Source organism: Pseudoalteromonas sp. S1650, assembly GCF_005887195.1.
GTDB lineage: Bacteria > Pseudomonadota > Gammaproteobacteria > Enterobacterales > Alteromonadaceae > Pseudoalteromonas > Pseudoalteromonas simplex.
Map to the genome: position 1 here is coordinate 1 of NZ_PNDF01000033.1, position 15,943 is coordinate 15,943.

Annotated in this window: 17 protein-coding genes; 5 read left to right on the forward strand and 12 right to left on the reverse strand. The window is 40.6% G+C overall.

Translation table 11 applies throughout. The features are described from left to right. Positions 1–407: 407 nt before the first annotated feature. Positions 408–1,331, reverse strand: coding sequence for a hypothetical protein (locus CWB80_RS11635; RefSeq protein WP_138601897.1), 924 nt, complete (start codon positions 1,329–1,331; stop codon positions 408–410). A gap of 124 nt (positions 1,332–1,455) precedes the next feature. Here CWB80_RS11635 and CWB80_RS11640 point away from each other — a divergent pair, with 124 nt between their 5' ends. Continuing rightward, positions 1,456–1,923, forward strand: coding sequence for a YcxB family protein (locus CWB80_RS11640; protein WP_138601895.1), 468 nt, complete (start codon positions 1,456–1,458; stop codon positions 1,921–1,923). A 26-nt stretch (positions 1,924–1,949) separates the two neighbouring features. On the opposite strand, the gene csrA is transcribed toward CWB80_RS11640, so the two are convergent. The 6 genes from csrA to CWB80_RS11670 form a co-directional block, all read right to left on the reverse strand. Continuing rightward, a complete protein-coding gene (csrA, locus tag CWB80_RS11645; protein WP_036970495.1) occupies positions 1,950–2,141 on the reverse strand; it encodes a carbon storage regulator CsrA in 192 nt (63 codons plus the stop codon). Between the two features lie 93 nt (positions 2,142–2,234). After that, on the reverse strand, positions 2,235–3,452 hold the full coding sequence (locus CWB80_RS11650; RefSeq protein ID WP_138601893.1) for an aspartate kinase: 1,218 nt from the start codon (positions 3,450–3,452) through the stop codon (positions 2,235–2,237). Positions 3,453–3,458: 6 nt separating this feature from the next. Then, positions 3,459–6,059 (reverse strand): alanine--tRNA ligase, encoded by a 2,601-nt coding sequence (gene alaS / locus CWB80_RS11655; RefSeq protein WP_054551280.1) that lies wholly within the window; start codon positions 6,057–6,059, stop codon positions 3,459–3,461. Between the two features lie 17 nt (positions 6,060–6,076). Continuing rightward, complete coding sequence (locus CWB80_RS11660) at positions 6,077–6,529, reverse strand: regulatory protein RecX (RefSeq protein ID WP_138601891.1); 453 nt, start codon at positions 6,527–6,529, stop codon at positions 6,077–6,079. Further along, positions 6,529–7,323 (reverse strand): BPSS1780 family membrane protein, encoded by a 795-nt coding sequence (locus CWB80_RS11665; protein WP_138601889.1) that lies wholly within the window; start codon positions 7,321–7,323, stop codon positions 6,529–6,531. The genes CWB80_RS11660 and CWB80_RS11665 overlap by 1 nt, the downstream gene beginning before the upstream one ends. Positions 7,324–7,401: 78 nt before the next feature. Next, complete coding sequence (locus CWB80_RS11670) at positions 7,402–8,028, reverse strand: GTP cyclohydrolase II (protein ID WP_054551277.1); 627 nt, start codon at positions 8,026–8,028, stop codon at positions 7,402–7,404. 456 nt (positions 8,029–8,484) lie between these two features. On the opposite strand from CWB80_RS11670, the gene CWB80_RS11675 reads away from it, so the two are divergent. Further along, positions 8,485–9,558 carry an energy transducer TonB gene (locus tag CWB80_RS11675; RefSeq protein ID WP_054551276.1) on the forward strand — a complete coding sequence of 358 codons (1,074 nt, stop codon included), beginning with the start codon at positions 8,485–8,487 and terminating at the stop codon, positions 9,556–9,558. Between the two features lie 25 nt (positions 9,559–9,583). On the opposite strand, the gene CWB80_RS11680 is transcribed toward CWB80_RS11675, so the two are convergent. The 3 genes from CWB80_RS11680 to CWB80_RS11690 form a co-directional block, all read right to left on the reverse strand. Beyond that, positions 9,584–10,033, reverse strand: a complete 450-nt coding sequence (locus tag CWB80_RS11680; RefSeq protein ID WP_138601887.1) for a low molecular weight protein-tyrosine-phosphatase — start codon at positions 10,031–10,033, stop codon at positions 9,584–9,586. A gap of 39 nt (positions 10,034–10,072) precedes the next feature. Continuing rightward, complete coding sequence (locus CWB80_RS11685; protein ID WP_138601885.1) at positions 10,073–10,594, reverse strand: hypothetical protein; 522 nt, start codon at positions 10,592–10,594, stop codon at positions 10,073–10,075. Positions 10,595–10,659: 65 nt separating this feature from the next. Then, a complete protein-coding gene (locus CWB80_RS11690) occupies positions 10,660–11,166 on the reverse strand; it encodes a DUF3087 domain-containing protein (protein WP_138601883.1) in 507 nt (168 codons plus the stop codon). 105 nt (positions 11,167–11,271) lie between these two features. Between CWB80_RS11690 and CWB80_RS11695 the strand changes: the two genes are divergently transcribed. Genes CWB80_RS11695 through CWB80_RS11705 form a run of 3 tightly spaced genes read left to right on the forward strand, consistent with a single transcriptional unit; the run spans position 11,272 to position 13,066 of the window. Beyond that, positions 11,272–11,919, forward strand: a complete 648-nt coding sequence (locus CWB80_RS11695) for an energy transducer TonB (RefSeq protein WP_054551272.1) — start codon at positions 11,272–11,274, stop codon at positions 11,917–11,919. Between the two features lie 6 nt (positions 11,920–11,925). Further along, entirely contained in the window at positions 11,926–12,477 is a 552-nt protein-coding gene (locus tag CWB80_RS11700) for an RNA polymerase sigma factor (protein ID WP_138601881.1), read from the forward strand. Then, complete coding sequence (locus CWB80_RS11705; RefSeq protein WP_138601879.1) at positions 12,467–13,066, forward strand: hypothetical protein; 600 nt, start codon at positions 12,467–12,469, stop codon at positions 13,064–13,066. Before CWB80_RS11700 ends, CWB80_RS11705 begins: the two co-directional genes overlap by 11 nt. A 220-nt stretch (positions 13,067–13,286) precedes the next feature. On the opposite strand, the gene CWB80_RS11710 is transcribed toward CWB80_RS11705, so the two are convergent. Both CWB80_RS11710 and CWB80_RS11715 read right to left on the reverse strand, forming a co-directional pair. Continuing rightward, positions 13,287–14,957 carry a KAP family P-loop NTPase fold protein gene (locus CWB80_RS11710; protein ID WP_138601877.1) on the reverse strand — a complete coding sequence of 557 codons (1,671 nt, stop codon included), beginning with the start codon at positions 14,955–14,957 and terminating at the stop codon, positions 13,287–13,289. Between the two features lie 71 nt (positions 14,958–15,028). Next, positions 15,029–15,775, reverse strand: a complete 747-nt coding sequence (locus CWB80_RS11715) for a hypothetical protein (RefSeq protein WP_138601875.1) — start codon at positions 15,773–15,775, stop codon at positions 15,029–15,031. Positions 15,776–15,943 lie beyond the last annotated feature (168 nt).

Genomic DNA, 15,943 nt, shown 5'->3' on the forward strand with positions numbered 1-15,943 from the left:
AAAAAATCCGATATTATTTCTAATATCGGATTTTGAAGCTATGAAAAGATCAGTCAAGTGATCATAAAAATATTCTTAACTGATCAGCATTAGCCAAGTGCCGCTTTTTTGTTTTTTAAATGATGCATGAGATCTGAGATAATCGTAGGAATGATTTAACCGTGAACTTTTGGCTATAGCGTGAGTTTTTTCGGCGTTAAAACGCCTCCTACAAGTCTTAACTTGGGTTTAAAGTCTGATGACTTTATAAACCACCGCGCGAAATAAATTTCACGCCTACGTGAGCCTCAAACTCGCTAACTTTACTCTTTCCTCTAGAAATTCGCTAACTTGTTGGGTTTTAATCTGATAGCTGACGGCTGAAAGCTGATAGCTCCTTTCTCTAAAAACTCGCTAACTTTCAGCTTTCATTTACAAACCTTAGTGAGGGGCTCGTTTGTCGTTATACTTGCTATATGCCATTGGCCGTCGATAAAACTTACTTTTGCGACATCGCTTACAGCAAAATCTCCGGGGACATTTAAACGCGTTAAGTTACTCGCTAACGGCTGCTGACAATATGGGCCGGTATCACCATGCATTACAAGCACAGGCTTCTTAGTGTGCTTTGCAAAGTCGCTGATGGCATCTCGGTATAGTTTAAATGCATCACATTTAGAGCGCTGCGATTCACTACAGGCGGGTTTACTGCTTGGGTGGTAAATATCAGCCTGAAAGCCAAACACATAGGCCTTAGCATCTTGTTGAACAAGTGCTTGTTTTAACCAAATTAAGTTGTACTTATCACGTTTGTCAGCGGCATCAAGTGCTGCGTTTTTGTCACTTTTTAAAATTTGCGAGCGGCCATTAAAAGTGCCCGGTATATGCAAAGTACGAAACTCAATACCATCAAACTGCCAACGGGCATTCTCTAGCATTTCAGCTTGTGTGGCATAACCCTGTAGTTGCTGTGCTTTTTGTGTATAAGCCTCGTCGAACATTAAGCCTTTAACAAAGCTTAGCCGCTCAAGCTCATCAAAACGTACCGATAGCTTTTCTCGGTCACAATCGGTCCATTCATTATCACCGGGGGTGTAAATAAAAGGCTGTGGGGTCAATGACGTCAATAACGCTTTATTTGTTTGCAAAAGCTTGTTCGTGCAAGCAAGCGCCCCGGATTTCATATCACCAAGATGTATTAAAAAGCCATGCGGTGTTGCTTCGATTGCCTTGGTAATTTTTCCGCCTTTGGCGAGATTAATTTCATCAATCGGGGTGTATGGCATATCGCCCATAACTAAAAAAGTATTTGTGGTCATTGCAAGTGCTAATGACATTGAACTAACAAACATACAACTTACGCCTTTAAAATACACATACCTTAAGCTCTCACAATGACAACTAAATGAAAACCAACTACGGCAGATTTTTTCTATCAATGTTAAACTGCTGTCAGCAAATTAAGTGAGCCCACGAATGACATTAAGTACAACTTACACATTAGATAAACCGTATTATTACGAATGCTTTGATGAGTCTTTGCCTTATTCATCTCAAGCCAAGCCTAAATACCCGCTGTTGATACTGTTAATAACCTTAGGCTTATTGGCGTTTTATCAATTAGAGAATCATTACCTTGGTAGCTTTATGATTATGCTTGCCGTCGTTGAGTGCTTATCGTTTTATTACAAGCGCCCATGGTGGGTCGCAAGACAAATGATGAGCCGTGCATCAGGCAGCGAAGTGACTATCGTATTTGATGATGAAGGCGTTAAGGCCGAAAACCCGCATAAAAGCTACCAATTAAGCTGGCAACAGATTAGTGAGATTATTGAAACTGAGCGAGGTTATATTTTAAAGGCACAGCGCGGTATGCAGTATATTTCTAAACAAGCGCTAAATGATGAAATGACGGCCGAACTAAATAAAAGAGCCACTCAGTGAGTGGCTCTTAAAATATCTGTCGCTGATTAAACGTTGCCCGGATTTGGGTTAGATTTCTCTGCTTGAATTCGCATGTAGATTTCTTCACGATGTACTGATACATCTTTCGGTGCGTTTACACCAATGCGAACTTGATTTCCTTTAACACCAAGAACAGTAACTGTTACTTCGTCACCGATCATTAGGGTTTCACCTACTCTACGAGTTAGTATTAGCATTCTCTTGCTCCCATGTTCCAAAAAATTAAAAGATTCCGCGTCAAAAACATTCTAATGAAATCTAGACTTAAAAGTAAGTAAAAACTCTAGATCTTATTCATTTTCGGTTAAAAAAACTTTGTGTAGCGCACGTACAGCCAGTTCTAAATACTTTTCGTCAATTAAAACTGATATCTTTATTTCTGATGTCGATACAAGCATCACTTTGATGTTTTCATCGGCAAGGGCATTAAAAAATAAACTTGCCACACCAGAGTGAGATTTCATCCCTACACCTACTGCAGACACCTTGGCAACATTGCTGACCCCTTTAATAGATTCTGCGCTGATACCATCTTGGTTACTGGTCAAAATTTCAAGGGCTTGCTCAAAATCATTCGTGTGCACAGTAAAAGCATAGTCTATTTTTTCAAAGTTATGATTAACTTGATTAATCATATCTATTTCGATGCCAAATTCTGCAAAAAGTTTCAAAATTTTTGCAAGGTTTTCCGTTCCTTGGTGTACGCCATTGACGTAAATCAAGCTTTCGTCACGATTAAAGGCGATACCCGACACAATGTTTGCTTGCACATCCGGCTCCTCAAAACTGATCAAGGTCCCTTGATCCGGGTTAAAACTCGATAACACTCTGAGCGGTATATTGTATTTTCCTGCCGCTTCGACACTACGAATATGCAGTACCTTAGCCCCAAGACTAGCCATTTCGAGCATTTCTTCGAAGGTGACATGGCTCATACGTCGCGCATTAGGCTCAATACGTGGGTCGGTGGTGTATACCCCATCAACATCGGTGTAAATTTGACATTCATCGGCATTGATAGCGCCTGCAATCTCAACCGCAGAGGTATCAGTACCACCGCGACCAAGCGTGGTGATATTGCCTTCAATATCGCGGCCCTGAAAGCCCGCTATTATAGCAATCCGGTTATGTTCAAGTTCATGCTTTAGACGAGTCGCCGCAATCTCTTCAATCCGCGCTTTACCAAACATGTTATCGGTGCGAATGTTGACCTGATCAGCAAGTAAGCTTACCGCTGAGTGACCACGTTTAATAATAGCCATAGCGAGTAAAGAGACCGACACTTGCTCACCGGTGGTTAGCAATACATCAAGCTCACGAGCACTGGGTCTAGAATCGATTTGTTTAGCGAGTTCAATTAGACGGTTAGTTTCTCCCGACATCGCCGAGAGCACCACCACAACTTGATGGCCTTGTTGTTTGGTTTTTACAACAAGGTCGGCGACGGCCTCAATTCGCTCTATTGAGCCAACTGAGGTGCCACCGAATTTTTGGACGATAAGTGCCACTAGTGATTAAGAACGCTCAGTTAACCATGCCGTTACACTTTCTAAGGCTGCAGCTAGGTTCTCTGGCTGAGTACCACCTGCTTGCGCCATATCAGGACGACCACCGCCCTTACCGCCTACTTGTGCAGCCATGTGATTTACAAGTTCACCAGCTTTCACTTTACCTGTTAAGTCTTTAGTTACACCGGCAATTAGGCTTACTTTGTCGCCATTAGCTACACCAAGGGCAATAACACCTGAACCAATCTTCGTTTTCAGGTCATCAACCATGCCGCGTAGTGCTTTAGACTCAGTACCTGCAACATCAGCAACCAGCAGTTTAATACCGTTCACTTCAACAACAGAGTCAAGTAACGATGCACCTGCCGCACTTGCTAGCTTGTCGTTAAGCTGTGCAATTTGCTTCTCAAGGCCTTTTGATTTCTCAAGTAACGCAGTTACTTTTTCAAGTACTGTGCTGCTATCACCTTTAACTAGCGCTGCAACATCATTTAACTGTTGCTCTTGCTCACTTACATAAGCAACTGCTTCAGCACCCGTTACCGCTTCAATACGGCGGATACCGGCAGCGATACCGCTTTCTGATACGATTTTAAATAAACCGATATCACCAGCACGCTTAACGTGAGTACCACCACATAGCTCGATTGAGTAATCACCAATGGTTACTACGCGCACTTCGTCATCGTATTTTTCACCGAATAATGCCATCGCACCTTTTGCTTTTGCATCTTCGATAGCCATTAGCTCAGTTTCAAGCGCAAAGTTACGACGGATTTCATCGTTTACCGCGCGCTCGATTTGACGTAATTCGTCTTTTGTTACCGCTTCAAAGTGTGAGAAGTCAAAACGTAAACGTTCAGGGTCAACTAGTGAACCTTTTTGACTTACGTGCTCACCTAAAATTTGGCGTAATGTTTCATGCAAGATATGCGTTGCAGTGTGGTTTTTCTTGATGCTATCGCGACGTGCTGCATCAATGGTTGCCTCTGCTTTATCGTTTGTACCAATACGACCTTGTACACGACCATGGTGTGCAAATGCATTACCAAGTTTCGTGGTGTTAGTCACTACAAACTCACCACCAGCTACTTTTAACACACCCGTGTCACCAACCTGACCACCTGATTCAGCGTAGAACGGTGTACGGTCTAAGATTGCGATACCTTCTTGACCATCTTCAAGTACAGAAACCGATTGACCTTCAGAGAAAAGTTCAACCACAGTACCTGTGTAATGTTCTGCATCGTAACCTTTAAAGTCTGTGTGTTTTTCAGACTTAAGTTGTTGGTTGTAATCAGCACCAAACTTACCCGCTTGCTGTGCTTGCTTACGCTGAACAGCCATACACTCTTGGAAGCCGTGCTCATCAATCGTCATGAAACGCTCACGCGCCACGTCAGCCGTTAAATCAGCTGGGAAACCGTAAGTGTCGTACAGTTTGAATACCAAGTCACCTGGGATCACATCACCTTCGATGTCAGTTAGGCTTTCTTCTAAAATAGCCAGACCACGCTCAAGTGTTTTACCAAACTGCTCTTCTTCAATACGCAGTACTTTTTCAATAATTTCTTGTTGCTTAGCAAGCTCTGGGTACGCTTGACCCATTTGCTCAATTAGCGCAGCAACTAGCTTGTAGAAGAATGCACCTTTCGCACCTAGCTTGTTACCGTGACGAACAGCACGACGAATGATACGACGTAATACATAACCACGGCCTTCGTTTGACGGCATAACGCCGTCAGATACTAAGAACGCACACGAACGAATGTGGTCAGCCACAACGCGTAACGATTTATCATCTAAATCTTGTGCGTTTGTTACTTTAGCCGCTGCTGCAATAAGCGCTTGGAATAAATCGATTTCGTAGTTTGAGTGCACGCCTTGTAAAATTGCAGAGATACGCTCAAGACCCATACCTGTATCAACAGACTGCTTAGGAAGCGGCTCCATTGTACCGTCGGCATGGCGGTTATACTGCATAAATACTAGGTTCCAGATCTCGATGAAACGGTCACCGTCTTCTTCAGGTGAACCTGGAGGACCACCCCAAATTTCTTCACCGTGATCGTAAAAGATTTCAGAACATGGACCACAAGGACCTGTATCACCCATTGACCAGAAGTTATCGCTAGTTGCAATGCGAATAATACGGTCTTCACTTAGACCCACTTCTTTATGCCAAATGTTGAAGGCTTCTTCATCATCGTGATAAATAGTAACAAGGAGCTTTTCTTGCGGTAGTTTTACAACGTCAGTTAAAAACTCCCAAGCAAATTTGATTGCGTCTTGCTTGAAGTAATCGCCAAAGCTGAAGTTACCTAGCATTTCAAAGAATGTATGGTGGCGTGCAGTGTAGCCTACGTTTTCAAGGTCGTTATGTTTACCACCTGCGCGTACACAACGTTGTGAGCTGGTTGCACGTGAATAAGGGCGGCTTTCCGCACCTAAAAATACATCTTTAAATTGCACCATACCGGCGTTATTGAATAATAACGTGGCATCGTTACCCGGGATCAGCGAGCTTGAAGGAACAATTTGGTGTTGTTTAGAGGCAAAAAAGTCTAAGAACTGTTGCCTGATCTGTGCGGTAGTCATATGCTGCATGTGAAAATCTCACCCGTTTATTGCTGTGCTTGCATTGCAAAATCAATTTGTTCGTAATTAAAGCCTCGATACATCAAGTAGCGTACACGTTTCGCTCTTTCTTTCTGGTCGAGTTCTTTACCTGAATTTGAAAACTTCTTTAAATATGCGTCCTTTGCGAGTTCAAACCAATCGATTTCGAACTCCTCGAGCGTCTTGTCTAGTAGTGCTCGATCTATCCCTTTTGCCATTGCTTCGCTCTGAATGCGTTTTACACCATGATACTTAGCTAAATGGCGGCGTACAAACCCTTCGCAATAGCGCTGTTCGTTAATAAAGTTGTGTGATTCACACCAATCTAACAAGCGCTCTGTAAACTCAGGTGTCGCCTCTTTTTGCTGTAACTTTCGCGTTAAATCCCGACGCGAATAATCTTGTCGGGACAATAACCAAAGTACGTAATTCTTTAACTTTTGTTCTTTATCATCCATTACGCGTCAAAGCGTCCTGATTGTGACTGTGCTTCAGGTGCTTTTGTTTGGTCATCACCTCTTGGCACAACTGGCATAAAAATGGCCTGAAAAGACACGAAGAAGCTAATGTAACAAATTGGCATTAAAACCAATAGTGGAATAAACGATAAAGGAATACAGATCACCATTAAAACAGCGCAAATTAGGCCATAAACACCAAGTGGCGCCATATTATGGTAAAACACCATGAATGAGGTTTTTAAAACCTGAAACATATTGCTTTGCTTTTGAAAATAAACCAAAGGCACTGCATAGGCAAAAGCAGTTAAATACACACAGATCGCCAATAGAAATACCGCAACTTGCCCCATTGAAATGGTTGCTAATAAATCGGCAATATGTGTTTGGTTTTGTGGGTCGAAAGTTTGACTCGAAATAACTGCGTAGGCATCTGCAAAAATGAAATTAGACAGTAAGGCTAATAAAATACCTGCCGCCATCTGATACACGGCAATGCGCACTAAACCTATACGGTTTCCTTTATTACTAAATGGCTTAAAAATATCAGCTTGGCTGATAGTCCCGCCTTGCTGCTTTGTTAGCACAGCTTGATAAAAACCTGCCATCAAAAATGGCGTCACAAATGCACCAACAACTTGCAGTAAAGGTAGCAGCAATGCCAAAAAGCTAATTATCACGATTAGCAGATGCATTAAAATAAAAGTCAAAGGTTGCAGCTTAAAGATTTCCCACCCAGCTTTAAACCATTTAACGCCCGCATCAGCTTTAAAAATACGTACTTCGATCGACATAGTTTCTCATTCAATAACGACAAAACGCACCGAGTATAACTGGGTGCGCCGCTTGTTTATAGTCACCTGTTGTGAAATTTACTCAGGCTTTTTAATTTTTTTAATATCAAGCATGTGCGAGCCATGTTTGATTTTCGTTTCAAGGTAAGCTCGGTTACCTACCACACCCGCTTTAATGTGCGCATGAGTGCCAACCACTGAATCAACTTCAATACCCGCATCACGCAGTGCTTTGAGCTTATTTGGGTTGTTAGTCATTAACTTAACATGCTTTTGATTGAGTGCTTCAAGCATTAATACAGCGTCTGAAAAATCACGTAAATCATCAGCAAAACCCAAATGGTTATTTGCTTCGTACGTATTCATACCTTGCGACTGTAATACGTAAGCATCAATCTTATTGTATAAGCCAATACCACGGCCTTCTTGGCGTAAATACAGTAAAATACCACCTTGCTGGTGCATCATCTCGATACACTCATTTAATTGCTCACCACAATCACAACGTGAAGAGTGAAATACATCGCCCGTTAAACACTCTGAATGCATTCGAATTAAAGGAACATCTTGCTCTGTGTCTGCTTGATTAAACACTAAAGCGACATGTTCTTGGCCATCATTTAAGCCACTAAAAGATACGATTTCTGCAGGGATATCACTGTTTTTGCCAACATTCAGCTGGACTCTTGCTCTTACTTGCGCCACGACAAATCCAAATTAAAAAATAAATGCGATACTGCAAATGTGATTACAACAGCTTGAGGTTGTAAGGATGCAACATACGACGAGTGATAACTAATATTGAGGCAGTTACCAGCAATTCAAGTATTATACACTCAAACCACCCCAAGATACGAGCTTTGCGCCTCGCTTTAGTGGCGCTCATCAAACACTTGAAAACTCGCCGTCATACAGCTACCTAATTGAATTGTAATGCGTTTTAAAAAATCACATTCAAAATATTCGAAAAAATAGATTAGTTTAATCTCGATAAACAGTCAGACCTTGTTCAAATTGTTAATAAAAACATACTATGTATCTTAATATTCAACAGTGACACAGCGAGTGTAACTTGCTACCTTGCACCTAATGATGATAATGATTATCATCAACTAGTATTAATTCCCTTCTCTATCTCAGGGCAAAATAATAAGGAATATTATGAAAAAGAGCTCGCTTGCCTTATGCATGGCACTTTTATTTAGCCAGCAAAGCATGGCTAATGAAACGACCACACAAGAGTTTAACGACACCTACCGCGCTTACGTCGCCGCTGTAAAAAATCAGCAAGACAGTAGTGAGCTTGCAAAAAAAGCGTTTGAACTAGGCAAAAAAGTTTATGGCGAAAGCGCCGACAACACTGCGAACCTTGCTATTAACTATGCAAACAGCCTAGATAAAAGCGAGCAAGAGCAACGCTTTGAGTTATATCGTACAGCCTACGAAATACTAGAACAAAATCACGGTAAACTCAGTGCACAAGTGTATGACTCATTAATCGGCATGGCAGAATCAACACCTTCAGCTAAGCGTGCAGATACGTATTTAGATGATGTCATTGCCATTGCTGAAAAACAAAACTCCGCCAAGCTTGTTGCAGATGCAAAAATGACCGCCGCTCGTATCCTTGCATATAAAGGCACTGGTGAGCGCTATTACACAGCAAAGAAATATCTTGAAGAAGCCGATGATTACTATCAAGAGAATTTACCCAATAACGCTGTCGATCGTATTAGCGCTGACTTTTTAGTTGCCGCATTTGCAGAAAATCAACGTAAATACAGCACCGCCATTGAGCGTTTAAATCACGTGGTAAGCGTATTTGATCAAGAGCTAGACTTTGATCATCAAACCGAATTAAACGCCCATTCAAAGCTAGTTCACCTATACGAAAAAACAGGTAAAAGCGACGAAGCAACTAAACATTGCTTAGCGATTGCGAAAATGGTGCCGTGGAAAGAAAGCCAAGAACAAGAGCCGTTATACCGCGTACATCCTAAATATCCAAAATCAAAAGTTCAACGTATGGAAGATGGCAGTGTCGTAATGGAGTTTGAAGTAACCCCGTCAGGCTTTGTAGACAACATAACTGTGGTTGGCTCTGAGGGTGGCTCTGCATTTGAAAGAGAAGCTGTTAAAGCAGTAAAACAATGGCGTTATGCCCCTAAGTTTGAAAATGGTCAAGCTATTGCTGCGACTTCTCGGGTGCAATTAGATTTTAAAATCAACAACTAAATAACAGGGTCGCAGTGCGACCCTATCATATCTTGTTAAGTAGTTTATCTGCTGCGTTCTCAATTAAATCGAGTACTTTTTCGAAGCCTTGATCGCCACCATAGTAGGGATCAGGGATCTCGCTTTCCCCTGCGTCACCATGACTTAAAAATAGCGACAGCTTATATTGTAAGTGCTCTGGACACTGGGCTTTTAAATCAGCAAGATTTTGCTTGTCGGCTGCGAGGATTAAATCAAACTCATAAAAATCAGCTTGAGTCACAGGTCGCGAATAAATTCCTTTAAAACTATAGCCGCGCTTTTCGGCTGCTGCTTTTGAGCGAGGATCTGGTGGATTACCTTGGTGATAACCAATGGTGCCAGCAGAATCAACTTTGACATTAATACCTAATGACTTTGCTCGACTACGAAGCACCGCCTCAGCTGTGGGTGAGCGACAAATATTGCCCAAGCAAACAATCAAAATCTTCTTCATTAAAATGAACCACCTTTATTATTTGCTTCAAAAAATTGCTTAAAACTCATAACTCAAGTTGATACCACCATCAACACGTTTATTATCATCGCTTGAGGCTTCACCGTACCCTAATTCAAACCTCAATCGCCAACCGTCTTGGTTTAAGCCACTGAAATTATAGCTGTAACTAAGCCCAATACCATTAGTGGTTTCTTCATCAAACGCTTCAGCGAGAGCACAACCAATTGCGTTGGCAAATGCTGCTGTAAGTTCATCGCTATTTTGAGATTCATCGCACTGAGTATCTACTTCTCTGTTTCCTAATGCGCCAACCAGCAAGCCGATTGCATGTTTATTATTATCACTTATAGCTTGCTCAAAACCCACAGAAAAACCATCATCAAGGCCTATCTTATAATTGCCATACCAACGCTGGCTTAAGTCAGTACTTGCAACAGATACTTCAGGTATTACAAAGTACGGATAGCCACCACCAATCGAAAAACTAATATCATTAGCGCTAGCAAAAGTGGGGCCTAGTAGCAGCAACGAGACAACTGTATGTGTTATTTTTTTCATTGTTCACAATCTTTAAAATTTTGACGCAACAAAAAATAAAGCAAAATAGGTACAAAGACAACTTTTTAGTATTGATTTAGTATCTTTTCGTCATACTTATCAACATCTAAAGTTAAATTGTACTGCTGCGCAACACTATCAAGCTCAGCCTGCTTAATTGCCAACTCATCCATGGTAATAGTGTTGTCATCAAGCTGCCATAACAAACGTGACCCCGCATAACTGTATTGAATTGCTAATAAAGCATCGGCATTGCCCTCACGCCCTGCTGCTTTTAACTTTGGCATTTTACGGGTGATTTTATTCAGCGCTTTTTTAAGCTCCCACACATAGACAATTTCAGTCATGTAATCATGATTGCGGTACTTATTAAGCACAAAGCCCACCAGCAAACTACACACAACAACACCTAATAGGTTCCAATGAAAATGGCTACCGCTTGGAGCAGGAAATAACGCAATTAATGTTTGTGAAATGGCTAAACTGCCAACGGCTAAAGCAATTACACAAGCAATAATTACTTGGTTTAAATGTTTACGGTAACGGGCTTTATCTATTTGAATAAGTTTCATAACAACCTAAAAAACTTGTGAAAAATAAAAAGTGAAAAAATTTCACCCCTTTTTTATTTGCCAGCCGTTTTAGCTATGAAAGCAATTATCCAAAGAGGAACGGCTATGCATACTTTACCACTAAACTCAGCAAGCTTGAATAACAGCAATGCTGCTTTAAAGACAACCGCAGCAATTATTGGTGGTGGTGTCATGACCTTTGCAGCATTTGCATTTATGCAGTACTTAATTTCTGCTGAGCAAAGAGCCGATGTAAAAACAGGCCCAGACATCACGGTTGAAATTTATGAAGTACCAGAAGACTCAAAAGTACAAGTTAAGCAAACACTGCCGCCACCGCCAGTAGCAAAAATGCCACCAAAAGTGCCACCACGGCCAACCATTGATACGACCGAAACAGTTGTGGTAGCTGATTTAACACCAACAATGACATTCGATAACATTGGCGACACACTGAGCAAAACTATTAATCAACCAACAGGAGATGCAACGCCAATTGTGCGTATTAACCCTAAGTACCCTCCGGTAGCAGCTCGCGATGGCATTGAAGGTTGGGTGCAAATTAGCTTTAGTATTTCACCGACTGGTGAAGTGATTGATCCTGTTATTATTGATGCTGAGCCAAAACGGGTATTTGACCGTGAAGCAATTCGCGCGATTAAACGTTGGAAATATCGCCCTAAAGTTGTTGAAGGTGTGGCACAATTGCAAACAAACCAAAGCGTTCAACTTGATTTTAAAATAGATGGATAACTGCCTATGCTAATGAGCATCAAGACATGGTTATTTGACAAGCCAAACACAGATTGTTTGGCGCAGTATGCCAAAACGGGCGACAACCGTTACCTTAACCAACTCGTTGCTCAATACGGGAACGATCTTTATCACTATCTAGTTACACAAAGTGATAAAGATCTTGCCCTTGATATATGCCAGCAAACCTGGTTAAAAGTTATTGATAAACGCAACTTTTACAATGATCAGAACAACGCAAAAGCGTGGCTTTTTCGATTAGCTCGTAATTTATTAATTGATGAATTTCGTAAGCAGCAAAAGTTCGTTGAATTAGAAGATAACCAACTATTTGCTGAATCTCAGGATGCAAGTTATCACTACGACTATGAAGCCTTTGATAAAGCACTTATGGCGCTTAGCTTTGTACAACGTGAAGCGCTGACCTTACAACAAGAAGGCTTTAGTCTCGAAGACATTGTTGCAATCACACAAAGTAACCCAGAGACTATTAAAACTCGGCTGCGATATGCCCGTCAAAACCTGAAACAACAACTAGGAGGCCATCATGAAGCGTAACGACGAGCAATTCGATGCTGATTTAAAAGCACATTTTCAAAAACGTAAGGCAGAGCACAGCTTAAGCAGCGACGAGCTTTCACATATGCAAAAGCCACAGTCGGCAACGCCAAGACCACAGCGCTTTTTAGGCCTGCAAATGACCGGTGTTTTTGCTGCTTTAGCGATTCTTGGCTTTGTCATGCTGCAATACAACAACCGTGAATTAACCGATGTTTACGCCGTGGATTTATCAGATTATCAATGGCTTGAAGTACACGAACTCGACGCCAAAGGCAGCTATGTGAGTAATCTTAAACAACAAAAACAAAGCCTAGATGCGAACTACCAACAAGCATTAGCCAATCACCAAGCCCGCACCAGCTTCACCGGCCGTCTAGTCAGTGTTGATAACGACTGGTATATCGCCGACTGCGAGCAAAATGTCATAGTACAAATTAAACAATCACTCCTTGAAGAACTACAAAAACACGGCACCCTAGATACTCATATTCACCAAGGTGACCTACTCGCCCTAGACCAAAACAAACAAGGCCAAATCATCGCACTCAAACAGCTAACTCACGAGGCGAAAAAGTGTACGAGTTAGCGAGCTCGTAGGTTGGGTAGAGCGTAGCGAAACCCAACACACTCAGAGCTGTCAGCTTTAGAAAAGTTAGCGGGCTACAAGAGTAAAGTTACAAGTTTTTAAGTAGCAGCGGGTTTCAATTTGAAACATTATATCGTGTATTACTAATACGTAATATGCGATATAAATCTGCTACATTATTTTTTGTATTGAGATTTAAACCTATAGTTTAAGCTAATAATTAACTCTCTCCCATATGCTCTAGAGGCGAGGACAATTCAATAAAACCTCCGTAATGCTCTGGAGTTATTTCACTAAATCCATCCCTCAAGTACATATATTTAATCAACAATTTAGTCGTTACTTCTTGCTTATCTTTAGAGGGTATATGTCTTCGTAATGAGTTAGCCGTCTTATACAAGGGAGAGGTTATATCTTCTCTGGAATTTGAAACGAAGTTTAATAGTATTAAGTCTCCCCCCTTGCTGAAAATTTCAGAGAAAATAGTATCCATAAACTGAGAAAGGCTAATTAAGTAAATGCTCTCACCGTAGCCTGGATGTCGCAAATTCAAATCATTAAATTCAATATTAGTCTTGAAATTATATGTAAGATCCCTTTCAAGGTAGGCTTTACTCATTTTTCTTTTGATGAATTCTACTAAGCCTATACTCCTAAATTCACCTTGGTTATTTTGTTCCTTTTTATCGAAAGTCCCATTAATAACATCTGCATAAAGAGTATAATCTTTTTCTAATAGGCAAAATAGGATAGCCAAAACTAAAATATCAACTTTATTCCCACGATTTAAATTACTAATGATCGCTGCAATCCGCTCTGTAATTTGAATTGCTGTTCTTGCTGAAATTTGAAAAGCATCTAAGACAATTGAAATATTTTTTAATGCGATTTCAGAAGTGTCAGTAACAGGCAAGACTCTAACTTCTCTACTTTTCAAATAAGAGGGATCGTATTTTGTTACATCGGTATGAACTGTTAAAAAGTCATTCAGTGCAGGTCTTTTAAGGCTATACCTACTATTAAAAAACCTACCCAAGTACATTTGAGCGCTAAAACCTTGACCATATATTGCTTTTATAGTGTGTTGTAATTGCTCTGTATCTGTTGCAACCACGAATACAATACCTTTGACATCGAAGATATGTTTTATTGTTTCCAACATCTCAACTGCATAACTAGGTCTACAACGGTCAAGCTCATCTATAAAAATGAAAATTGGTAGCTTTATGCCGTTCTGTTCTTCAAATTTATTAACCCATATAGATAACTTGCTTTTAATTACTTCAATGCTTTTGCTTTTGGCTTCATGCTCTTTAATCAAATTTTCAGCTAGAGCTTTAGCGGCAGGAGAAAAATCAGTTGTTGATTGTTTTGCATCTGGGTCTCCACCTTTCTCATCACTTAAATCATCGTCAGCTAACAAATTACATATCTCGTCAAAGTCTGTATTTAAAACTTTTTTTACTACCCCTTGAGCTATTGCAGGTGCAACAGCCTTAAACATAGAGACAGCACTTTTGGGAACTTTAATTTCAAACTCTGCTTGAGTGCCTAATTGAGAGATAATTGATGATATAACAGTCAAAAATGGATCATCAGAATAATCTTGCTTCCAAGCATCAACATATACGACTGGGTAATCACTTTTTAAATCTTGCGACCAACGCTTTAAAAAATAACTCTTTCCAGCTCCCCACTCAGCATTTAAATTAAGCACATAATTTCTTTTACAAGAATCGAAGCTTCTGCTCTCATCAAACCCTTCACTTGCTAGTAGATTTGTAAGAAAAGATGCATATTTTGCTCTATCTAGTTTGTCTGGTGGGAAAAGTTCACCTTCAGTTTTAGGGTTAGTGGGCCTACTCCAATCAAATTGTTTTATCTTATCCATTTAAATACCTAACAATAAACTTAAGAATTAATATTTAGTAATTATCATTGTTAGTTTAAATTTAAACTAACTCACTCCCCTACCTTCGGCAACATGCTTTTACTAATCACTTCAAATGTATCTAAGTCTACCAGCATAGAGTAAACTTCATCGTTGTTGATAAATACAACGAATAAATTGCCCTCAGCGTTGAGGTTAGACTCTACAATGCGGTTGTAACCTGAAATAACTTCGCTGTAGTTTGAGCCATCAATCTTGCTTAGCGCGAAGGTGCGCTTATCTTTGCCATCGAGCAGTTTGTCGTTGTTGGTATCGTTTTTGATAACTTCGTAAGAAACGGCCTTAGGAGCATTGGCTTTTTGCTCATTGTAAACTCGAGTATCAAACTCTTCGTAATGGCTTAAAGCACCAAACTCTATGATCAACTGATCCGTTGTTTTAAATAGCCACTTGGCGTGATTGGTTTTGTCATTAAGAAACAAAATGTTCTTTGAGCGCGTAGGTCTGTATTTATAACCACCGCTAAAATTATTGTAAACTGTTACATCAGCTTTCACCTCGATATCCAGTTTTTCTGATTCCAACGGGATAAAGTAAAAATCACTCCCCTCGACCTTACGGGGGTAACCCAGTTTCCACTTTTCTTGCTGCTTTTCATCTTCAGCTAAGTTTAGTGTTTGTTGCTGAACATGGTTATCGGACTTTAGTAAGTAAGCAACAAAGTTATACCCTATTGCTGCTGCTCCAATGATTAAGCCCATAAGTAAAATTAGGCCGTTAACATTCCACACCCATTTAAAAAACTTTTCTGACTTCATACGACTTGTGAAATCCTTTTAAGAATAAGAACTTGCTAAGCTAGCAGATTTAAAACAAGTTAGCGAGTTACAAGGGAAAGAGTTAAGGAGTACCGTAGGCGTGAAATTTATTTCGCGCGATGGTTCAACGAGCCACCAGCTTTCAAACTGACGGCTGACGGCTGACGG